We start from the raw sequence: 21,067 nt of genomic DNA on the forward strand, positions 1-21,067 counted from the left end.
TACCTCAACAATTCCCTATACCCCGCCCTCGTTCCGTTATAAACAATGGCCGTATACCTAGTCCCCGTTCCACCAGGCAACGGTGCGCCCGTCGTGTATTCCCAAAACGCGTGCGTGCCCACATCCCCATGCTGCGTGCTAATCACCATCCGTGGTGCCCCTTTGGCCACACTTTGTACCAACTTCAACACCGTTGGACTGCCCATGATCACCACTCGCCGCCCGGTATAATGCTGCGTCAACAAATTAACGAATTGCTGCAAGTTCTGGGACAACCGCTCCCGACTAGGCAACTCCGTGTACGCCGTCACGTATACACCAATCGGTAACGTCCCCGTATTACTCCCCACGTGCTTGAAAAAGGAGTCCGCCTGCGCAGTGGGCGTACTGTCAAAACTAAAGTAGTGGTACACACCAACGTCCACACTGGACGCGATTCCCGCACTATAGTTCGTGTTGAAATTATCATCAAAGTAACTGCTGCCCTGCGTCGCCTTGAGGTACGCAAAGGTCACCCCCTGTGTATGCAGAGAGGTGAAATTTTGCGTACCGTCGCTTTGGGTCAACTGCACCCCCAAAACCGGATATCGATGCACGCTTGGGCGCGGATTACGTAGCGCAAAGTAAGCCACCGTCGCAACAATAATCAATACGACCGCCACCGCCAGGCCGGTAATGCCCCAACGTCGGTGTTTGGCAAAGGTGTCTGCGTAAATTGGCTGTTTATTCCGCATAACGTTCCTCCGAATTACGATTTTACCAGCGGATCATAGAATTGATGGTATTCCTCCGCACTAATATCAGCGCCGTTAACCATCACCACAAACGGCACCCCGTACGTCCAGTATTGAATGGACGTCATTCGGTACCCATTACGAATGTAAAAATCCCGGCGGCGTACGCGCTCTGAGTAATTAGCCGCCTGTGGGTCCAGCACCTCAATCTCTAAAGCAATCCGCTGTTGCGGCATCATCCCCCGCATCAGCTGCAAAGCGGCACTACCATTACCTTGCCCGCGCAGTGCCGGCATCATGGCAAAGTAGCCTACCAGGGTCAGATCAGCACGAGTGATGGTAGTCATAAAACCACAGAACTCGTCGTTGCGCGTAAACACCCATAGCTTATCCGTGTAGCCATTAAGCGGGCTTTGCACTAACCGCTTGAATGGCACCCGCTCCGCCGCTGGAAATGCGTCCACGTATAGTTGTTCGACCTGCGGCAAAATTGGAGCGTGTCTACCAACTGCAGTAGCAACCAGTTCACTTGGTGTGTCCATGACAGTATCCCCCTTGCTTTAAACGGTTGGGTAGTCGAACGTTCCCGCCGTTGGCTCGTATGCGGGCATCCCAGTCACCGCGCGGTACAACGCACGCTCAATGCTGAACGGCGCGTCGCTGCTGGAAACGGCATACGGTACCTTCTGGCTCTTCGCAATTTTGACGCTCGTGTTGGTCGTCACGTGGTGCACCTCATCCGTAATCAGTACCATCAAATCCGCGTGCCCCACCTTGGTTTTAAGCTGGCTTCCCTTCGTGGCGTCGGTGGCGGTTACCTGACCACCGTTATGCGCAGCTACAACCAAAGCCATATCGTTGCTGTTGGCGGCGTTTCCGACAAACAATACCCGGCGGCCGTCCAAATCAAACGGTATTTTCACCGTGTAACCTTTGGGCGTGGCGTCCAGGTCCCCTTTGACCGTCTTCTTGGTCCCCCGCTTCTGCGCCATCGCCGCAAGGTCAGCGTCATCATCACCGTGAACCCAAGACACGACTGCGCGTTGCGGGCCCTCGGCGCTATACCACGAGAGGTCCACAATGTCGCCGGCTTGCAGGCCCAACCGCTCCACGTCGGCGGGGCGAATTAGAAATTTGAACGGTACATCGTCGTCCGTTGTTAATAATGGGTGCTGATTGAAGTTATTGGTGGCACTCAAAGTATAGTCTGCGGGCAACCGCTTATCCCGTTGCAAAACTGCAAACTGCACGCCATTAATTTGCGGGGTCGCCGTTGATTTGGATTTGGCTACAAGCCGGATGTTGGGTGCCTGGCCGGGCACCGCGTCGTCAGTGTCTAACTGCACGGTGTCCCCGTCATCCAGTCCCAACGTACGGACCTGCTTTTCGGAAACGTACTGGTCGCCAACCTCGGCGCCGATTAAGCGCCGCTCAACCCGAAAGATATCCGTAGGTGCGGCGGGCACCGGTTCGTCAGGGGCTGGTGCGTAATCGTAATTTGCGGCGCCACTGCTGGCAGCAGCCAACGACACGGCCGCAACACTGGGCGTGGTCGCCACTGGTTGCGCCGAGGTGCGGTGGCCAGCATACTTGCTGACCAGCTCAATTGCCTTCATTACCACCGGCTGATTGGCGGGTGTCATGAGCGCGAGTAATTCCCGCACGTCATGCTGGTACTCTTCTGTTAACGTCATAATGATTATTCTTTCCTCCACGCGCACCCCATATACCTAGGCACACTTTGCCTTGATTTGCGTTCACGCCAATAGGCTTCACTGATTGGCCAATATTTGTTCAGTTACCCTGCGGACTGTGCTGAGTAGCGAGTCCAGTAACTGCGGATCAACCAACTGGGTTACCTGCTGGTCACGTTCCGCAAAGATGTTCTCCACTGCACTGAACTGCGAGCGTCCCTGAGCCGTCAGAAAAAGTTGCTTTTGCCGCCCGTTATCTTGGGGCACCCGTCGCTCAAGTAAGTGATTACGGACCATCACCTTGAGTATGTTGGTCACCGTCGCTGCGGGCTTACCCAGCACCGTGGTCAATGGTCGCTGGATGGTCCCAGGGTGAGCAGCCACGTAGTTCAGGATGCGGGCCTGATACATGGTGATTCCAAGGGCCTTCACCTGCTGTTCAAAATATAATTGATTCACCTGGTTAAATTCAAAGACGGCCTCAACCAGACCGCCACGACCGTTAACTCGCATTTTCCCGCCTCCATGCTGTCTCACTAACAGTTTAATTAACAACTGTTGCTTTGACAACCTACGTACAAAAAGGTACACTATTCGCGAAACACTTGTAATTACAACTTTAAGCAAATGATGGGGGTACACCTATGTCACTGACACAACAACAGGTTGAGGACACGAAGCGCGAGTTTGCCGCTAACTTTGAACTCACGGGCAAAACACCGGCAGCGGTTGCTGCTGACCTACACATTACTACCACCAAGCTAGAAAGGCTCATGACCCTCCAGCAACAATCACTGAATGATCCGTGGATATTGCGCAACTATCTGTTACAGGCCGTTACTGCAGCGGGCGAGACCCCAATACCCTTCACCGCCCTCAGCGGCGATTGGCATCGTCACTGGTTCCTAGACGCTGACGCGATTGATCGAGGACACATGACTGCGGGTGATTATTAGGACTATACAAAAACCGTTGCGCCGGCCAAAAACTTTGGCGATTGCGCAACGGTTTTTCTTGCATTTTTTGATCCGCACCTAACCCACTACCGGCAGCATGTTCGTCTGCATTCCGCAAACCTTCGCCGCCAGCCGGTTACCCAGGCCCACGGCGTCGCGCACCGATAGGCCCTGAGCCAAGCCTGCGAGCATCCCACCACAATGACTATCGCCCGCACCAACCGTGTTGACCACATCGACGTGTTCACCCGGCACGACACCTTTGTCAGTCTCACTAACGTAATAATACGTACCCTGAGCCCCCAGGGTTACGATGACCGGCTGATGTGTGAGGTTATGCAGATAGGCCACCCGTTCATCAAAGGTGTCCCCTTCGCCCACCTGCGGCAACTCAACCTCGTTGCAGTGCACCATCACGCCCGAGCGTAATAAATCCATGAGTAACGCGTGGTCCACGCTTTGAATACGCGCGGCCACATCAAATAAGACGGTTGAGTCCGGACGGCGGTGGCTATAGAAAGCCGCGACGTCCTGGGCCACCTGTGGGTTCGTCAGTTGAAAGCCACTCAGGTACAAATAGTCATACTGCGTCATGTCCAGTTGCTTCAGCCAATCAGCACGCATCAGTTGCTCCATCCCGGGCAACACGATGAAGGTACGCTCCCCATCCGGTTCGATCATGGCCACGGTCCAGCCGTTATCCGCCGTACCCGGGATAACGTGCGGCGTTTCACCAATTTTCCGAATGTGGTCACTAATATGGTCTGCGTTAGGACCGTGACCAACCGGTACAAACAAGTCGGCCTGGGCACCCGCATAGCGTAGTGCACAAAACGCATTAATGGCACAGCCTCCCACTTGGTACTCAGTAAAGTCGCCCAGCACGTTGCCCCCGCTAACCGGCACTCCGGGGATGTCCATCAGTGCGTCTACGAGCGCGGTGCCAAAAATCAAAGTCGAGTTCATCAAAGTTATCCTTCCGTTACGATCTCAGCATTAATTACAATTCTTGCGTATCGAGTATCCGCGCGTACACGGGCATCAATATCCGCTCTACCAACCCATGCAACTGCGCACGACTCGGGGCGTCCCGATGGCCGTAGAAAATCGACCCAGCCGTTAATACTGGTAATTCATACATCAAGTCATCCACATCATCAAGGTTGACGTGGCCCCGCTCGGCAGCACGGCCAAAGATCCGGCGCACAATTTGGGTGAGATAATTCCGCCCGGCAAACCGATCAAAAAAATCCCCAATGCTGATACCGTGTAGCCGTTCACGTAACAGCCCCATAATGTTGCCGTAGTGCATTTGTTCCATGACGGTGAAAATTTCATCGTACATCGCCAATAAATCAGAGTGGACGGTACCAGTATCCGGCTCCTTAAATTGCTGAACTGGAATTCTTGACCGAATGGCCGCCAAAACAACATCTGTTTTGGAGGGCCAGCGACGGTACAACACGCTCTTGTTGGTGTGAGCGTGACGTGCAATCAGTTCCATGGTCAAATCTTCATACCGTGTAGTTTCCAGCAATGTGAGTGTACTAGCTAATATGTCTGCTTCCAGCGCCGCTCCACGTCGGCGCGTGCGCTTGGCTTGACCGTGATTTTGATCAGTTTGTTCAGTCATTCAACCGCCCCCCGTAATGATTCCAGATAATTTTACCATACGTTTCCACTCCTAGCGTTAGTTTCACCGTTCGCCATGTAACTGGCAGACTGCTCACCAATACCAACAAAGTAATCCCGACCTCAATTACGGTTGACTTTCTTTTAACGTAGGTTTAAGGTACTCGAGTACCCAATTTTAGAAACTAAAGTACCTTATTTGAGGAGGCCATTAACATATGACTGCAAGAACTACCAAAACAAACGCACTGCCACGATCAGTAGTGAATCAAGCATGGATTATTGTACTGGGGGCCATCGCTCCCTTATTAGATTCAACCATGGTCAACATTGCACTTGATCACCTGGCTCGTAGCTTCAACACCGGTCTCGACACCGTTCAGTGGGTCGTAACGGGTTACATGCTCGCCATGGTGGTGGCGGTCCCCTTCACTGGTTGGCTGAACGACCGGTTTGGTGGCAAAACCGTATTCTTGATTGCTGAAATTATCTTTGGTGTGATGTCACTGGGTGCGGCGCTGTCCTGGAACATCACCAGTTTAATTACATTCCGCTTATTTCAGGGCTTTGGTGCCGGACTCATCACCCCACTTCTAACTACACTACTAGTTGACGTCGCGGGATCAGGAGCTATGGGGCGGCTTATGGCCATTGTGGGGTTACCGATTATGCTCGGCCCAATCGTTGGTCCGGTGGTTGGTGGTCTGATTGTCCAGTACCTTAACTGGCGCTGGATCTTCTTTGTTAACATCCCCGTAGTAATAATTGCGGTCACCCTTATCTGGTTCCGTCTTCCCCAGATGACACCCAAAAACCCACACTCCCGGTTTGATTGGATCGGTGTTACGCTACTGTCGTTGATGTCCGCCAGCATTATCTACGGTATTGTCCAGGCAAGTCAAAAAGCTAACCTGACCAATAGCACAACCCTTACCTACGTGTTAATTGGGATCGCACTCGCGGCCGCGTACGTTATTTACGCGTGGTTACGACCAACTAGTGCAGTGGTTCCACTATCACTTTTTCACCACATCAACTTCTCAGCTTCAATGCTGGGATTATTCATTGCAGGTATCGTTACCAACGGCCCGATGCTCTTATTGCCACTATTCTTCCAAAACTTACGGGGAGAATCAGTCGCCATCGCCGGTCTATCATTACTGCCACAAGGGATCGGTATGCTCCTCGCCCGTCCAGTGGTTGGCCAATTGATCGACCGTATTGGTGCACGGTGGGTAGCAGTTGGTGGCCTAGCCATCACTATGGTCGGGTCTGTGCCCTTTATCTACTTTGACCAACACACCGCTTATTGGCTATTAACCATCGTCCTCTTCGTCCGGGGTATTGGTGCCGGCGCAATTCTCAGTCCCCTAATGACCGACGCCTTTGTAGGGGCGGATCCAAAGCTTTCCGGGCAGGTATCCATTGCTACCCGGATAATGCAAAATGTTGGTGGCGCCTTTGGTTCCGCCGTCCTCGCCACGGTCGTGGTCAACTTTCAGAACCAACACAGCCGCACATTAAGCCACATCGCGGTGAGCTACCAGCAGGGGTTCCTATGGGCCGTCATCTTCACGGCAGTGCTCATGCTACCGTCACTGTTTCTCACCAACCGCTTAGGCAAAGCCGCAGCTTAACGTCGTCACAGCATCATTACCAAACAAAAAGTTCATTACTTCTGACCGCCATACGCAACGGATAGAAGCAATGAACTTTTTAATTACACCGTTAAAACAGGTGGAGCCCAACCTGTAGTGGCATGGTAATCAAACCAACCACGGTCAGCACAACAGCACCACCAACATAGCGCCATTCGTTAGCCAACATCACGTTAATGCCCTCAAGCCCGTCAACACGGCGGCGACGACGTGCGAGCCACAGGCTGACTTCGCCATATACAACCAAAACTACCGGAATGGTAAAGACCATGTACCGCGGTCCCGTGGCATCCACTACCCCATTACCGTTCCAGTGCGTCACGACCCGCCCGTGGCTAACCACCAGTAGCACCAGACCGACTATCACCAATACGGCATCCAGTCCGCGCATAATCCACACTAGTCGTTTCACAACAACCGCCCCCTAATAATTCAAGGTTGCTTACAGTAGACAGCGCCGTTTTAGCGTCGCTCCTGCCACCAACGAATCTACCCCCGCGTCAACACCGTCACGCTTTCCACGTGGGTGGTTTGCGGGAACATGTCGACCGGCTGGGTTTCTTCGGCGTGATAACCAAAGTCCTGCAGCAAAGCAATGTCGCGGGCAAGTGTGGCCGGGTTACACGAAACGTAGACCACCTTCTTGGGCAGCATTACACCCACGGCATCAATAAAATCACCCGCCAAACCTTTGCGCGGTGGGTCAACCATCAACACGTCGGCGGCCAAACCGTTCTCACGCCACGTCTGCATTACGTCTTCGGCTTTGCCTAGTTCAAAGGTGACGTTGTCGATACCGTTAATTTCTGCGTTCACCCGCGCATCAGCAACTGCAGCCGGGACCACCTCAACACCATAGACGTGCTGCGCGTGACGGGCCATCGTTAGGCTAATCGTCCCGATACCAGAGTACGCATCAATGACAACTTCTTTGCCCGTTAAGCCAGCAGCGTCCACGGCCAGCTTGTAAAGGTTCTCGGTTTGTCGCGGATTGACCTGGTAAAAACTGGTCGCCGAAATACGGAACGTACTGCCCAGCAGTTGGTCTTCCAAGTAATCGTGGCCGTACAGGGTCCGGGAACGCCGACCCAAGATAACGTTCGTGGCATCCGGGTTCATGTTCAACACGATACTCGACACCTCAGGAATGGCGGCAGTAATGCCCGCCACAATTTCATCAGCGTGAGGTAGGTCGCGCGTCCGGGTAATTAGTACCACCATCGTCTGGTGGGTGTAATACCCGCGCCGCACCATCACGTGCCGAATCACACCCGTGTTGTGGGCCTCGTCGTACGCCGGCACGTTGTACTGACGTAATAGGTCACGCACAACCAGAACGGTTTGGTCAATGGCCGGATCTTGGATGTAGTAATCCTCGATGGGAATCAAAGTGTGACTGCGCCGCCGGTAGAAGCCGGTCTCCAGTTGTCCGTTAACCTCGCGGACCGGAATCTGCGCCTTGTTGCGGTAACCGGTCTGCATGGGTGCTGCCAAAGTCGGGGCTACGTGGATGTCCAGATGCGACTTCTTAAATAGTTGCTCAATCTGATTTTGCTTGAACTTCAACTGTGCAGGATAGGCCAGGTGCTGCAGTGGGGCAATGCCAGTCTGCGCGTACACGCGGTTAGACACTGCCACACGGTCGGGTGATTCCTTGTAAAACTGCTTCACGAAGGCAAAGCCATAGTTTTTGTTTGCCTTAGTGACGTGGATTAATACTTCCTCGCCCGGCAACGCGTTATCCACGAACAGCGGGTAACCGTCAACTTTGGCGACCCCCATCCCCTCGTACGATAGGTCACTGACGGTCACCTTAACTTCCTGGTTCTTCTTTACGGGTGTTTGCATTATTGAAATACCTCTTTCTACGGGCACTAACACCAATTGCTTACATACTGACTAAAGGAGCCGGAAATATCGCCCCGACTCCTTTATCAACTATTGATAATACTAACTGACTAAATTACCGGTGGCAACAACGCGGTTAACGTACTGCCACCGTCACCGCCATAATGCGGCCACAAACAACTAGCCTACTTGAACTCGTCGTCCGATCCGCCAATCGTACCGTCACCGTTGAGATCCTGTTCCGAGATGCGTTCCACCTCGTTCATCAGCTCCTCTTGTGAGAGCTGATTTTGCGGGGCAATGTTGGCGTCGGGAATATCATCCACGTTGGCGAACATCTCGATATGGCGGCTCAAGTTCAAGAACGTCATCGGCGTATCACCGCCATACTCACCGTCCAGGTTGATTTTCAACGGCTCCCCATCAGTGCGGGTGGCCTCAATTTTGGCCGTCTTTGCGTAGATGATATTGTCATCGTCCACGTGCTTACCACCGTTGAAGACCATGGCAATTAGCTTCAGAATTTCACCCAAGTTCGCGGTTTTAACCACAATCATGGTGAACTTACCGTCACCCAATTCAGCGTCAGGCACAATCTGCTCGAAACCACCAATTGAGTTGGTCAAGCCAATCAAAAACATGGACGCCTGCCCATCATACTCACCATCGTCAAACTTGATGTGCATCGGCACGTTTTTCATGGCGGGTAACATTTCGGCACCTTTGATTAGGTACGCGAGGTAGCCAAAGATGGACTTGAACTCGCTGGGCACCCCGTAGGTTAACTCGGTCAATGAACCACCACCAGCGATATTCATAAAGTACTTATCGTTGGCCTTCCCGATGTCCATGCGTAGCGTCTGACCGCGTGCAATCACCTTGGCGGCGGCAACCGGATCTTCCCGCGGGATGTGAAGCGCCCGCGCGTAATCGTTAGTGGTGCCGGCGGGAATGATACCCATCCGGGGACGGTGCTTGCACGGGGCAATCCCGTTCACCACTTCGTTGATGGTGCCATCCCCACCGGCGGCAACCACTAGGTCAAAGCCAGCCTTGCTCACGCGGGCGGCTTCATCCCGTGCCGACAGTGGTGCGGGTGTCGTCCGGTAAGCCGAAGCCTCGTAGCCGGCACTCTCCATCACGTCCAAAATGTCGGCAACGTATTTACCCATACCTTCGTTACCACTGGTCGGGTTATAAATTAATCGTGCACGCGGCTGCATGTGACTCCTCCTCAACAATTACTGCGGGTACCAACGCGGTTCCAATCGTAATCCACGTCGGCTAGCGCTTCTTAATCTCACTCATCAAAATCTGGTTAACGACCTTAGGGTTGGCCTTACCACGAGTCTGCTTCATGATCTGACCCACCAAGAACCCAATGGCACGGTCCTTACCGTTCTTGAAGTCCTCGATACTCTGTTCATTGGCATCCAGGATGTCCGTGATAATCGGTGTCAGCACGGCAGGATCGGATTCCTGCACCATGCCTTTAGCCTTCACCCATGCCTCTGGGTCGGTATCGTTCTTGATGATTTCCGCAATCACCTTCTTGGCAATCTTGCTAGAGATTGTCCCGTCGGTAATCAGCTTGATCATCGCTGCGAGGTGCTCTGGCGTCAACGCAATGTCGGGCAATTCCACCTGCTGATCGTTTAGGTAGGCGGATACGTCACCCATCAGGTAGTTGGACGCTTGCTTAGCGTCCGCACCAAGTGCCACGACCTGGTCAAAGAAATCTGACATTTCCTTGGTGTTAGTCAGCACACCAGCATCGTATTCGGGCAGTCCCAACTCTTGAACGTACCGCTGCCGGCGGACTTTGGGTGCCTCTGGTAATTTAGCGGCAACCTCATCCACCCAGTCTTGTGATACCACGACTGGCGGCAGATCAGGTTCAGGGAAGTAACGGTAATCATCCGCACCTTCCTTAACCCGCATCAGGATGGTTGACTTGCTAGGTTCATCCCAACGCCGAGTCTCCGGACGAATCGTCTGGCCCGCCATCAGCAAGCCAATCTGACGCTTCTGTTCAAAGGCCAGCGCGCTCCGAACGTAGTTAAAACTGTTCACGTTCTTGATTTCGGTCTTGGTACCGTACTCCTTTTGCCCAATCGGCCGGACCGACAAGTTAGAGTCGGCACGCATGGAACCTTCCTCCATCTTCACGTCGGAAGCCCCGGTAAACTGCACGATTTGACGGAGTGTTTCAAGGTACTGGTACGCCTCTTCGGGTGATTCGATGTCCGGTTTCGACACGATTTCAATCAAAGGTGTCCCCTGCCGGTTCAAGTCAACGTAGGAATAACCGTCGTCAGCATGCGTGTTCTTACCCGCATCCTCTTCGACGTGCAGCTCCTCAATCCCAATCTTCTTAGTCTTGCCATCCACCTCAATCTCCACGTAACCATTGGTGGCTAACGGGGTTTCGGACTGGGTGATTTGGTAGGCTTTGGGGTTATCGGCGTAGAAATAGTTCTTCCGGTCAAAGTGGGTAAAGCGGGTAACGTCGGCGTGCAGGGCCAACGCAACCATGATTCCTAGTGAGTACGCCCCGCGGTTTGCGGACGGTAGTACCCCTGGGTACCCCCAGTCAATGACATTTGTAGCGGTGTTAGGGTCCGCACCGTACGTTACCGGTGACGGTGAGTACATCTTACTCTTGGTCTTCAACTCAATGTGGACCTCGAGCCCAATGGTGGTTTCAAAGTTCATTAGTTCTGCCCCCCTGGAGTCTGGTCCTTGTAGTCGTTAGCATCCTCAAACGCAGCCGCTGCCTGGTAAATCGTGGCCTCATCAAAGGCCTTACCAATCAGTTGCAGGCCAATTGGCATACCGTCGACAAAACCACCGTTAATCGACGCAGCTGGTAGGCCAGCCAAGTTGACGGGAATCGTCAAGATGTCGTTCATGTACATCGTCAGCGGGTCCGTCACCTTCGAGCCAACTTCAAAAGCTGGCGTCGGTGTGGTTGGGCCCATCACCAGGTCGTAATCCTTGAAGACATCCTCAAAGTCGCGGCTAATTAGGGTCCGCACCTGTGCGGCCTTCTTAAAGTACGCATCGTAGAACCCAGCACTCAGACTGAAGGTCCCGAGCATAATCCGCCGCTTGACCTCGTCGCCAAAGCCTTCGGAGCGGGAACGCACGTAAACCGACTCGAGTGACTGCACGTCTTTGGCCCGGAAACCGTAACGGATCCCGTCAAAACGCTGCAAGTTCGAGCTAGCTTCTGAACTAGCGATGATGTAGTAAGTCGGCACCGCGTACTGTGTATGTGGCAGGCTGACCGTCTCAACAGTTGCACCCATTGCCCGAAACTGTTCAGCAGCAGCTTCGATGCGCTCGCGCACGCCGGCATCGACCCCTTCACCCAGGTACTCCTTCGGCAAAGCAATCTTCATGCCCTTAATGGACTGACCAATCTTCGCACCCAGGTCTTCCTGCGCACGGGGAACGGTCGTCGTATCGCGTTCGTCCGCGCCAACGATGGCGTTCATCACGTGCGCGGAATCACGCACGGAACGCGTCAACGTCCCAATGGCATCCAGGCTGGAGCCAAAGGCGATCAGGCCCCAGCGCGACACGCGACCGTACGTTGGCTTAAAACCAACAATACCGTTGAACGCGGCTGGCTGGCGAATTGAGCCACCAGTATCGGAACCCAAAGCGACCAAAACTTCGCCGGAAGCGACAGCCGCAGCGGAGCCACCGGAAGAACCACCTGGTACCTTGGTGTGGTCCCACGCGTTCTTAGTGGTTTTGAAGGCGGAATTTTCCGTTGAAGAACCCATGGCAAATTCATCCATGTTGGTCTTACCAACAACAATCATCCCCGCCTGACGCAGCCGTTCAATTACCGTTGCATCGTAAATGGGTACAAAGTTGGCCAGCATCTTGGAAGCAGCCGTTGTCGTCAGGTCCTTCGTGACAATGTTGTCCTTGATGGCAACCGGGATCCCGGCCAAAGTCGCGTCAGCGGCAATGCCCTGGGCGTCCTGGTCTTGGGCATCCTTAGTGGCCGTTTCTTCATTCAACGCCAAAAAGGCCTGGACGTCGTCGTCCTTGGCCGCAATGGCTTTGAACGTGGCATCGGTCAGGTCAGCACTGGTCGTTTTACCAGCCACCAAGTCGGAGTGTAACTGCTCAATATCGGTCTTATAGTAATCCACGCGCTAGTCCTCCTCCTTGTCAATGATGGCCGGCACCTGAATGAGGCCGTCCTTTTCGGTTGGTACGTTACGCATCAATTCTGCTCGCGGCGTCACCATTGTCGCTTCATCCGCACGCAAAACGTTTTCGAGCACCACGTTTTGGGTGGTGACCGGCACGTCTTCAGTGTCAACTTCGCTGAGCTGGTCAACCATGTTCAGAATTTCGTCCAGTTGACCGGTAAAGTGTTGCAGTTCCTCATCAGTGAACTGCAACTTGGCTAATCCGGCTACGTGGGCTACAGATTCCTTTGTAATCATGCACCTATTACCTACTTCCCATTTATTCATCCATATTACTAACTAGCTAATTCTACCACAGGCACCACGGTTATACCCGTTTGAATGTGCCTCGGCGGCCGGTTGACGTGATGGGTGTGCCTCCACCACGCCAACCTAAATATTTAGAGAAAAACCGTACTTTAAGGTATCCCCATTAATAACTACTAAACACGTGCGTGTAGAACGACTTGGAGCCCGATTTCCGTTCCGCAAATGCTTCCATCTGTTGTACCGACTTGATGTTAATCTGGATCTCCGCGTCGGACGGCAGGTACTTGCTTGCGGCCGTGACCACGTACTGCGTGAAGCTATTGATTTCCGTCTGCCCGTAGAACTGGGTCGTCACGTCAATATTGAGGCCCTGCAGTTGCCCCTTCTCGTAGTGCGCCTGGGCCGTAACCCCGGCCAGCTTCGGGAAGAACGACTTAACCTTGCTCTCAAAGGTGTTGAAATCATTCGATACCGTTGAATTAATCGGCGTCTTGTTGTTCACCACCGGCAACGTCTCGTTCTTTTCGTTCACATCGTTCCAGCTGGCAATCGAGTTACCGGACTTGCTGACCGCGTACGTGACGAACGTGCCGCCAACCAGCGCATCCTGCGTGTTGCCCTTATAGATAGCAATTAAAATCGGCGTACTGTTGCCCACACTGCTCTTCTGCCGTAACCGGGCGACAACCTTGGAAGCCATCTCTTTGCCCTTAGCCGTCAAAGTAGCCGTGGGAATCGTTGTCGAATACTGGGCACCGTAACTCTCCTTGGTGTAGTAATCAACGGAGTTCATCCCCAACGCAACGGATACACCCCCCAGCTTGAGCTTACTACCACTTTGCAACATGTAATCCTGTTCCAAAACGGTCTGTAGGTACATCGGGTTCCGGTCATTCTCACCCGTCTTGCCGTTGTCCTCTGGGTTTAACCCTAGCTTATTACTGCTGCTGTAACGCCCCAGCCAATTTTCCAGCGTGCTCGTACTCAGTAACTGACCCTCCTCAAACAGATACTTCGTCGTGGAAAACTGCTTCTTGGACAAATCCACCAAGCCATTTTCCATACTCCGCACGTTGTAGGTGTTGTCGTTCTGGGTGTTCTCCGTCAGCTGCAGTCCGCGCGACTTGGAAACCTTGTACTTACCGCCCTCGATGACACTTTGGTACGTGTCGTCGCTAGCCGTCCCCGTCGTCGTGTAACTGGAAGTCTTGGTTGAACTGGTCGAGCCACTACTATTCGTATCAAAGCTGAGGTTGCCACACGCTGCCAACAGCAAAGCGGCGGCACAGGCACCCACAACAGTTACAAGCTTTTTCATAATTGCCTCAATTCTCATCTAATGACTGCATCAATTCATTTTCGTCCATCACCCGGACACCCAGGTTTTGGGCCTTAGTCAGCTTACTACCGGCATCCGCACCCGCAACCAGCAGGTCCGTCTTGCCAGAAACCGAACCCGTCACTTTGGCGCCCAACGCCTTGAGCCGCTTGGTCAACTCAGGCCGCGAAAACGCCTCAAACTTACCGGTGATCACGACCGTCTGGCCGCTCACAAAGCTGTCCGCAGCCGGGGTCGGTACTGAGGTAGTGTAACGCAGGTTCACGCCCGCGTCCGCCAGTTTGGTGAACAAAGCCGCGGACTCTGGCTGGGCACAATACTGCACCACTGCGTCCGCAATAATTGGACCTACACCAGGAACGGCGGCAATGGCATCCGCGTCGGCTGCCATCATGGTATCGACATCGCCAAACGCCTCCGCAATCAGCGCCGCAGCTTTGCCCCCCACGTGGCGAATCCCTAGGCCGGTGAGTAAACGTTCAACTGAATTATGACGGCTATTGTCGATGGCCTGCAAGAGGTTCGCAATTGATTTTTCTTTAAACTTATCCAACTGGCCCAAACTGTCGGCCGTCAACGTGTACAAATCCGCGACGTCGTGGACCAAACCGCGGTCGAGTAATTGTGCGATGATCTTGGGGCCCAAGCCATCAATATTCATGGCGCCACGACTGGCAAAGTGAGTCAGCCGCGCCTGCATCTGTGCCGGGCAAGCCGGATTGATACAGCGTAATGCGACCTCGTCTTCAATGTGGACCAGCTCCGCGCCACAGGATGGACAACGCGTCGGCACCGCGTACGGTGCGCTATCGGCCGGGCGCCGTTGTAGGTCAACCCGCGAAACTTCGGGGATGATGTCCCCAGCTTTGTGCAGGTACACTGTGTCGCCCACCCGAATGTCTTTGGCCGCGATGAAGTCGGGGTTATGCAAAGTCGCGCGGCTAACCTGCGTGCCGGCCAGGGTCACCGTATCCATAACGGCTGTTGGTGTAACCACCCCGGTGCGCCCAACCGTCCACTCGATGTCTCGAACCACGGTTGCCGCCTCCTCGGGCGGAAACTTGTAGGCAATCTCCCAACGGGGCACCTTCACCGTGTTGCCCATGGCTTGCTGGAGGGCCAGGTCGTTCACTTTGAGCACGATCCCGTCGATGCCGTAGCTGAGACCGTCACGTTGAGCCGTATACCGTTCAATGTAGTCGGCCAGGGTGGTAACGTCGTGGTGCACTTCGGAACTCGGGTTCGTGGCGAAGCCGAGGTCAGCCATGAACGCAATGGCCTCGTCCTGCCGGGTGACACCAAATTGGTCGACATCCATCAACGTGTAGATGAAGGTCGCCAATTGCCGGCGTTTCGTGACTTGGGGATCCAACTGACGCAGTGAACCAGCGGCCGCGTTACGGGGGTTGGCAAAGTTGTCCAGCCCCTGCGCTTCACGCTCAGCGTTCAGCTCGGCAAACGCTGCTTTGGGCATATAACACTCGCCCCGAACTTCCAGCGTCAACGGTCGGCTCAGCTTTTGCGGGATATCGGCAATTTGGCGGGCGTTAACCGTCACGTCTTCACCCACCTGCCCGTTGCCCCGGGTGGAGGCCTGAGTCAGCTCACCATCTGTGTAAACCAGGGACAGCGACAGGCCGTCGATCTTCAGTTCAACGTTGTAATCAAAGTCCTGGTCAGTAGTCTTACGGAGCCGGGCGTCAAACTCACCAAGTTCTTCCAGCGAAAAGACGTCGCCCATGGACAGCATCGGTACCGCGTGCGGAACTTTGGTAAAGTCCGGTGAGACCACATCCCCGACTTGTTGGGTTGGGGAGTCGGGGACCACGAGTTCAGGAAAGCGCCCCTCGATTGCTAACAGACGCTGATAACGCTGGTCGTATTCTGCATCGGTCACACTGGGTGCATCTTCCGTGTAGTACTCACGCCGCCACTGGTTCAACTGGTCGCGTAACGCCGCCGCCTCATTGGTCGCATCGGCCAACGTTAACGTTGCAATATCTGGTTCTGTAGCCATGTTGGGGGCCTCCTTTTTGTGTATGTAATGGTGGCCGGGATGGGCCACCGGGTTAGGGTTGTGATGCAAGGTGTAGTTGCTGTAGAACTCTCTGGTTTAATTTGATGTGAGGAATTACTGAAGTAGAGGCTGATTGTGTGTGAGCCGCTCTCAGTAAAAGGTCAAGTGCCGGCATTCATTAATTGGTGGGTAAATGCTGCCCTGTTTACGCGTTAGTGCGAGGTATGGAAACGAGCTCCACCCCGCAGAAACCGACGTATAAGCAGTTACGATCAAGAATCTAAGTGCGGGATTCTCGCTCGTAACTACTTATACTCTGGTTTCTAACCGCGGGGCTGCACTCTCTAAAACGAGCTCCGCAAGGCAGAAAACTGCGCGTAACCCGCTCTCACCAAAAGGCCAAGTGCGGGCTCATTAATTGGTGGTTAAATGCTGCGCTGTTTACGCGTTAGTGTGAGGTATGGAAACGAGCTCCGCAGGCCAGAAGACGCCGCATAAACGGCCTGCTGCGCTCTCTACTCTTTCTTAATCGGAGCAAACGCCGCCAACAACCGCTTAATTCCTTGCTCTGGGAAGGCAATATCCAGTTCCTGGTCCTCACCAGTCCCCTCAACCTTCACCACGGTGCCCTCACCCCACTTGCGGTGAGTCACCTTATCGCCTGCTGCCCAACTAACAGCGCCTGCACCCGTCGTTGGCGCCCCCGCGACCACCTTTGCGTGATCACTATGCTGTCCGTACGCCGTACTCTGTGCCCGGGCATCACGTTCCTTGCCCCACTTGGCCGCGGCACCCGTACTGCCAGTACCACCCGTACGGCCGTAATCCCGCCTGTTGATGAACGGAATATCACTTGTCGGCGCCGCCGCATTCGCCACGTCCAACAAACTATCATCAATTTCATCAATGAACCGGCTCGCCGGGTTGTTCTGGTGCTGGCCGTGGAACATCCGCGAGTACGCGTTCGTCAGGAATAACTTCCGCTTTGCCCGCGTGATTCCCACGTAGGCTAACCGCCGTTCTTCCTCGAGCTCGCTCTCGTCGGCCGCCGCACGGGACAACGGGAATAGTCCCTCTTCCATCCCAATCAGGAAGACAACCGGGAATTCCAAACCTTTGGCTGCGTGGAGCGTCATCAAAGTGACTTCCTGCGCCTCCTCCTCAACGTCGTCCTGATCGGACACTAGGGCCAACTCGGCCAGGAAGTCGACGAAGATGTCGCTCTCCTCGTCCTCCGGTTCGTAATGGGCATCAAAGTTTTGCGTCACCGTCAGGAGTTCCTGCAAGTTATCAATCCGCGCGTCCGCCTCAATCGTATGCTCATTGCGCAGCGCATCTAGGTAACCGGAGTCCTCCAGTACAGCCTCCATGAGGTCGCTAATGGTGCCGTCCAACCGCTTCTTGCGCAACTCCGTCACCATCTGGGCAAACTCCGCAAACTGCTTGCGCGGGCGGGCCGGTAACGGCGACAACTCCACGTTCTCCGCGGCGTCGAGTAGCGACCAGCCGTGCTCGTCAGCAAATGCCGTCAGCTTGGCAATACTACCGGGACCAATCCCCCGCTTGGGCGAGTTCACCACCCGTTCAAAGCTCAGGTTATCCGCCCCGTTAACCACCAGGCTAAAGTACCCGAGGGCATCGCGAATTTCCTTCCGGTCGTAGAACTTGTGACCCCCAACAATCTTGTACGGAATCGAACTCTTGAGGAACGCCTCTTCGACGGAACGGGACTGCGCGTTGGTACGGTACAAAATGGCAAAGTCGCCATACTTATAGTGGTCTGACCGTACCAACTTCTCAATCTGCCGGATGATAAAGTACGCCTCATCACGCTCGCTTTGAGCCCGATAATACGTAATTTTGTCGCCGGTACCGTTTTCGGTCCATAAATGCTTCACTTGCCGCTTCACGTTATTCTTAATCACCGAGTTGGCGGCGTCCAGGATGTTTTGGGTACTTCGGTAGTTCTGCTCCAGCAGGATCACCTGCGCCTGCGGATAGTCCTTCTGGAAGTCCAGGATATTCTGCATGTTGGCACCACGCCAGCCATAAATACTTTGGTCAGCATCCCCCACCACACACAGGTTGTGATAACCGTCTGCCAGCAGGCGAACTAGCTGGTACTGCGCCTCGTTGGTATCCTGGTATTCATCAACGTGGACGTAATGGAACTTGCGCTGGTAGTAGGCCAGCGTGTCGGCGTCCTGCCGGAACAGGAGGATGGTCTGCATAATGAGGTCATCAAAGTCGAGTGCGGAGTCACCACGCAATCGGTGCTGATACTCCTTGTACACGTCCGCGGTAATCTTCTCAAAGGGGTTAGCGGCCTGCTCAGCGTAATCCTTCGGTGTCAGCAGGTCGTTCTTAGCCGAACTAATGGCCCCCAGCACGGCCTTGGGGTCAAACTGCTTCGTGTCGATATTCTGGTCGCGCATTACGTGCTTAATCAACGTTAGCTGCTCGGACGAATCCGCGATGGTGAACGCGCGGTTGTAACCCAACTTTTCGATATCACGCCGCAGAATACGCACGCACAGGGCATGGAAGGTCGAGACCCACACGTCGCGGGCCAGCTCCGGATCGAGTAGGCCACCGACACGTTCGCGCATTTCCCGCGCTGCTTTGTTAGTAAAAGTAATTGCTAGTATGTTCCATGGATTGACGTTTCGTTCTTCAATCAGGTAAGCAATACGGTGCGTCAGGACACGCGTCTTACCGGAGCCAGCGCCCGCCATGATGAGCACGGGGCCCTCGGTGGTTAGGACGGCCTCACTTTGCTTGTCGTTCATGCCTTTAAGTATCGTTTGTGCTGCCATTGATGAAGTGCCCCCGTGTTCTTTCTACGTCTGTAAACAACACTTAATGGTACCAAAAAAACGGGCTCGACAAAAGGTGGCGGGTGAATTGTCGACCAGCTAGCGTGGTGGTTATGACTCCGGCTGGTGGGTGGTGTACGCGGCCGGGCTACCAGTCTCACGCTCACGCTAGTACCGAGCTACCGCGAGTTTTCTAGCCCGGCAAAACCCGCCGGTCTATAAAACTTGATTCTGCACGTCGCTGCGCTCCTACAGAACTTCGGACTCGCAGCGGCCGCGTCCCCCCCACCAGCCTCCGCCATAACCACCACACAAGCTTAGATTGATTCCCGTTCCACATTAACCCAGTACACCTAAAGGGCTTTAGGTTTCGCTCCAGCACTGGTTGGCCACGGAGCGTTGAATGAAATCCGTGCCCCAACGCAAAAAACGGCGCGCGTAATCCCCACCGGGACCACGCGTGCCGCCACAATCAGTATTCAGTTACTCTAACCCGAGCCGCGCGAAGATATCATCCACGTGCTTCAGGTGGTAGTGGTAATCAAAGGCGTCAGCAATTTGCTCCGCCGTCAGCGTCTCACTAATCACCGGGTCCGCCTCCACCAAACTGCGGAAATCCTGGCCGTTGTCCCACGCTTGTGCCGTCAACGGCTGTACGCGGTCGTAAGCAGCTTCACGACTCAGGCCACCGACCTCAATCAACGCCAACAATAACCGCTGGCTGTAAATCAAACCGTGGGTGGCGTTCATGTTTTGCAACATCCGTTCCGGGAACACGTCCAACTGGTCGATAATGCTCGTGAACCGGTGCAAGATGTAGTCCAATAACCCCGTTGCGTCTGGTAGCATGATGCGTTCGGCCGAACTGTGGCTAATATCGCGTTCATGCCACAGGTTCACGTCTTCTAACGCCGGCGTCGCATACCCGCGAATAATCCGCGCCAATCCAGAGACGTTCTCGGAGCCAATTGGGTTCCGCTTGTGCGGCATCGCCGAACTCCCCTTTTGCCCCGGACGGAAATGTTCCTCAACCTCGTGGACTTCGCTACGCTGCAGGTGCCGCACCTCGGTCGCAAACCGCTCAATGGAGGTCGCAATTAACCCCAGGGTTTGTATGTAATGTGCGTGCAGGTCCCGCGGCAACACCTGCGTCGCCACGTCCTGCGCCCGAATGCCTAGGTGATCGGTCACGTATGCCTCAACTGCTGGTGGTGTATTCGCAAAGGTGCCGACCGCGCCACTAATCTTCCCCGCCTCAACGTCACTCGCGGCATCATCAAAGCGCTTTTGGTCACGCAGTAACTCTGCGTACCAGTTAGCAAGGACCAGCCCAAAGGTAGTCGGCTCCGCGTGCACACCGTGCGTGCGGCCCATCATCACCGTGTCCTTGAACTCTAGGGCCCGGCGCTTCACCACGGCAACTAAATCGGCTAAATCCTGCCGTAAAATGGCGTCAGCCTGCTTCAGCAAGTAACCTTGAGCGGTATCCACAACGTCAGTACTGGTTAGTCCGTAGTGCACCCACTTTTTTTCGTCCCCGAGCGTTTCTGAAACCGCGCGGGTAAAGGCCACCACGTCATGACGCGTCTCCAGTTCCAGGCGCGCAACCTCGTCAGCATCCACGCTCGCGTGTGCACGAACGGCGGCGGCATCAGCCTGCGGCACCACGCCAATCTGGGCGTGCGCCTCAACGGCTAGTATCTCGACTTCCAACCACGCAGCGTACTTGTTCTGTTCCGACCACACTTCGGCCATTGCGGAACGGCTGTAGCGATCAATCATCTGTCCTATCCCCCTTGTCTTACCCTCTAACTCAACAACAACGTTCTTAGTGTTAACTTGAAGCTATAGATTTAGTTTAGGCCAGTGCAAAGCCGGGTAGCGAGCGT

At 54.4% G+C, this 21,067-nt stretch carries 18 protein-coding genes; 2 read left to right on the forward strand and 16 right to left on the reverse strand.

The window, feature by feature from the left end; genetic code table 11:
- The 4 genes from LPA02S_RS00005 to LPA02S_RS00020 form a co-directional block, all read right to left on the reverse strand.
- Positions 1-734: GH25 family lysozyme (locus LPA02S_RS00005; RefSeq protein ID WP_082405277.1), on the reverse strand; the 734-nt coding region annotated here is incomplete at its 3' end.
- A 14-nt stretch (positions 735-748) separates the two neighbouring features.
- Positions 749-1,276: a GNAT family N-acetyltransferase gene (locus LPA02S_RS00010; protein WP_054648764.1), complete on the reverse strand. Its 528-nt coding sequence runs from the start codon at positions 1,274-1,276 to the stop codon at positions 749-751.
- 18 nt (positions 1,277-1,294) lie between these two features.
- On the reverse strand, positions 1,295-2,428 hold the full coding sequence (locus LPA02S_RS00015; protein WP_056956563.1) for a DUF2325 domain-containing protein: 1,134 nt from the start codon (positions 2,426-2,428) through the stop codon (positions 1,295-1,297).
- Between the two features lie 78 nt (positions 2,429-2,506).
- The gene (locus LPA02S_RS00020) at positions 2,507-2,941 is read right to left on the reverse strand and encodes a MarR family winged helix-turn-helix transcriptional regulator (RefSeq protein WP_054648760.1); all 435 of its coding nucleotides are present in this window, start codon (positions 2,939-2,941) and stop codon (positions 2,507-2,509) included.
- Between the two features lie 131 nt (positions 2,942-3,072).
- Here LPA02S_RS00020 and LPA02S_RS00025 point away from each other — a divergent pair, with 131 nt between their 5' ends.
- Positions 3,073-3,384 carry a DUF2316 family protein gene (locus LPA02S_RS00025; protein ID WP_054648758.1) on the forward strand — a complete coding sequence of 104 codons (312 nt, stop codon included), beginning with the start codon at positions 3,073-3,075 and terminating at the stop codon, positions 3,382-3,384.
- Positions 3,385-3,462: 78 nt separating this feature from the next.
- Here LPA02S_RS00025 and LPA02S_RS00030 read toward each other — a convergent pair whose 3' ends face one another.
- Together LPA02S_RS00030 and LPA02S_RS00035 are read right to left on the reverse strand one after the other, a co-directional pair.
- Entirely contained in the window at positions 3,463-4,350 is an 888-nt protein-coding gene (locus LPA02S_RS00030; RefSeq protein WP_054648756.1) for a PfkB family carbohydrate kinase, read from the reverse strand.
- Positions 4,351-4,384: 34 nt separating this feature from the next.
- Positions 4,385-5,017, reverse strand: coding sequence for a TetR/AcrR family transcriptional regulator (locus LPA02S_RS00035; protein ID WP_056956562.1), 633 nt, complete (start codon positions 5,015-5,017; stop codon positions 4,385-4,387).
- A gap of 217 nt (positions 5,018-5,234) precedes the next feature.
- Between LPA02S_RS00035 and LPA02S_RS00040 the strand changes: the two genes are divergently transcribed.
- Positions 5,235-6,653: an MDR family MFS transporter gene (locus LPA02S_RS00040; protein WP_056956561.1), complete on the forward strand. Its 1,419-nt coding sequence runs from the start codon at positions 5,235-5,237 to the stop codon at positions 6,651-6,653.
- A 91-nt stretch (positions 6,654-6,744) separates the two neighbouring features.
- Here the strand turns inward: LPA02S_RS00040 and LPA02S_RS00045 are convergent, their stop codons facing one another.
- The 10 genes from LPA02S_RS00045 to purB form a co-directional block, all read right to left on the reverse strand.
- On the reverse strand, positions 6,745-7,086 hold the full coding sequence (locus LPA02S_RS00045) for a DUF1648 domain-containing protein (RefSeq protein WP_056956560.1): 342 nt from the start codon (positions 7,084-7,086) through the stop codon (positions 6,745-6,747).
- A 77-nt stretch (positions 7,087-7,163) separates the two neighbouring features.
- A complete protein-coding gene (gene rlmD, locus LPA02S_RS00050) occupies positions 7,164-8,525 on the reverse strand; it encodes a 23S rRNA (uracil(1939)-C(5))-methyltransferase RlmD (protein WP_174520298.1) in 1,362 nt (453 codons plus the stop codon).
- 182 nt (positions 8,526-8,707) lie between these two features.
- Entirely contained in the window at positions 8,708-9,745 is a 1,038-nt protein-coding gene (locus LPA02S_RS00055; protein ID WP_054648748.1) for a diacylglycerol kinase, read from the reverse strand.
- Between the two features lie 61 nt (positions 9,746-9,806).
- Positions 9,807-11,237, reverse strand: coding sequence for an Asp-tRNA(Asn)/Glu-tRNA(Gln) amidotransferase subunit GatB (gene gatB, locus LPA02S_RS00060; RefSeq protein WP_056956558.1), 1,431 nt, complete (start codon positions 11,235-11,237; stop codon positions 9,807-9,809).
- The gene (gene gatA / locus LPA02S_RS00065; RefSeq protein WP_054648746.1) at positions 11,237-12,694 is read right to left on the reverse strand and encodes an Asp-tRNA(Asn)/Glu-tRNA(Gln) amidotransferase subunit GatA; all 1,458 of its coding nucleotides are present in this window, start codon (positions 12,692-12,694) and stop codon (positions 11,237-11,239) included. The genes gatB and gatA overlap by 1 nt, the downstream gene beginning before the upstream one ends.
- A 3-nt stretch (positions 12,695-12,697) precedes the next feature.
- On the reverse strand, positions 12,698-12,994 hold the full coding sequence (gene gatC, locus LPA02S_RS00070; RefSeq protein WP_054648744.1) for an Asp-tRNA(Asn)/Glu-tRNA(Gln) amidotransferase subunit GatC: 297 nt from the start codon (positions 12,992-12,994) through the stop codon (positions 12,698-12,700).
- A 175-nt stretch (positions 12,995-13,169) separates the two neighbouring features.
- Positions 13,170-14,324 carry a CamS family sex pheromone protein gene (locus tag LPA02S_RS00075; protein ID WP_054648742.1) on the reverse strand — a complete coding sequence of 385 codons (1,155 nt, stop codon included), beginning with the start codon at positions 14,322-14,324 and terminating at the stop codon, positions 13,170-13,172.
- A gap of 7 nt (positions 14,325-14,331) precedes the next feature.
- Positions 14,332-16,362 carry an NAD-dependent DNA ligase LigA gene (ligA, locus tag LPA02S_RS00080; protein WP_056956557.1) on the reverse strand — a complete coding sequence of 677 codons (2,031 nt, stop codon included), beginning with the start codon at positions 16,360-16,362 and terminating at the stop codon, positions 14,332-14,334.
- Positions 16,363-16,877: 515 nt separating this feature from the next.
- Positions 16,878-19,178, reverse strand: a complete 2,301-nt coding sequence (pcrA, locus tag LPA02S_RS00085; protein WP_056956556.1) for a DNA helicase PcrA — start codon at positions 19,176-19,178, stop codon at positions 16,878-16,880.
- A 483-nt stretch (positions 19,179-19,661) separates the two neighbouring features.
- Positions 19,662-20,960, reverse strand: coding sequence for an adenylosuccinate lyase (gene purB / locus LPA02S_RS00090; RefSeq protein WP_056956555.1), 1,299 nt, complete (start codon positions 20,958-20,960; stop codon positions 19,662-19,664).
- Between the last annotated feature and the right edge of the window lie 107 nt (positions 20,961-21,067).

Source organism: Lacticaseibacillus pantheris DSM 15945 = JCM 12539 = NBRC 106106 (assembly GCF_001591865.1).
GTDB lineage: Bacteria > Bacillota > Bacilli > Lactobacillales > Lactobacillaceae > Lacticaseibacillus > Lacticaseibacillus pantheris.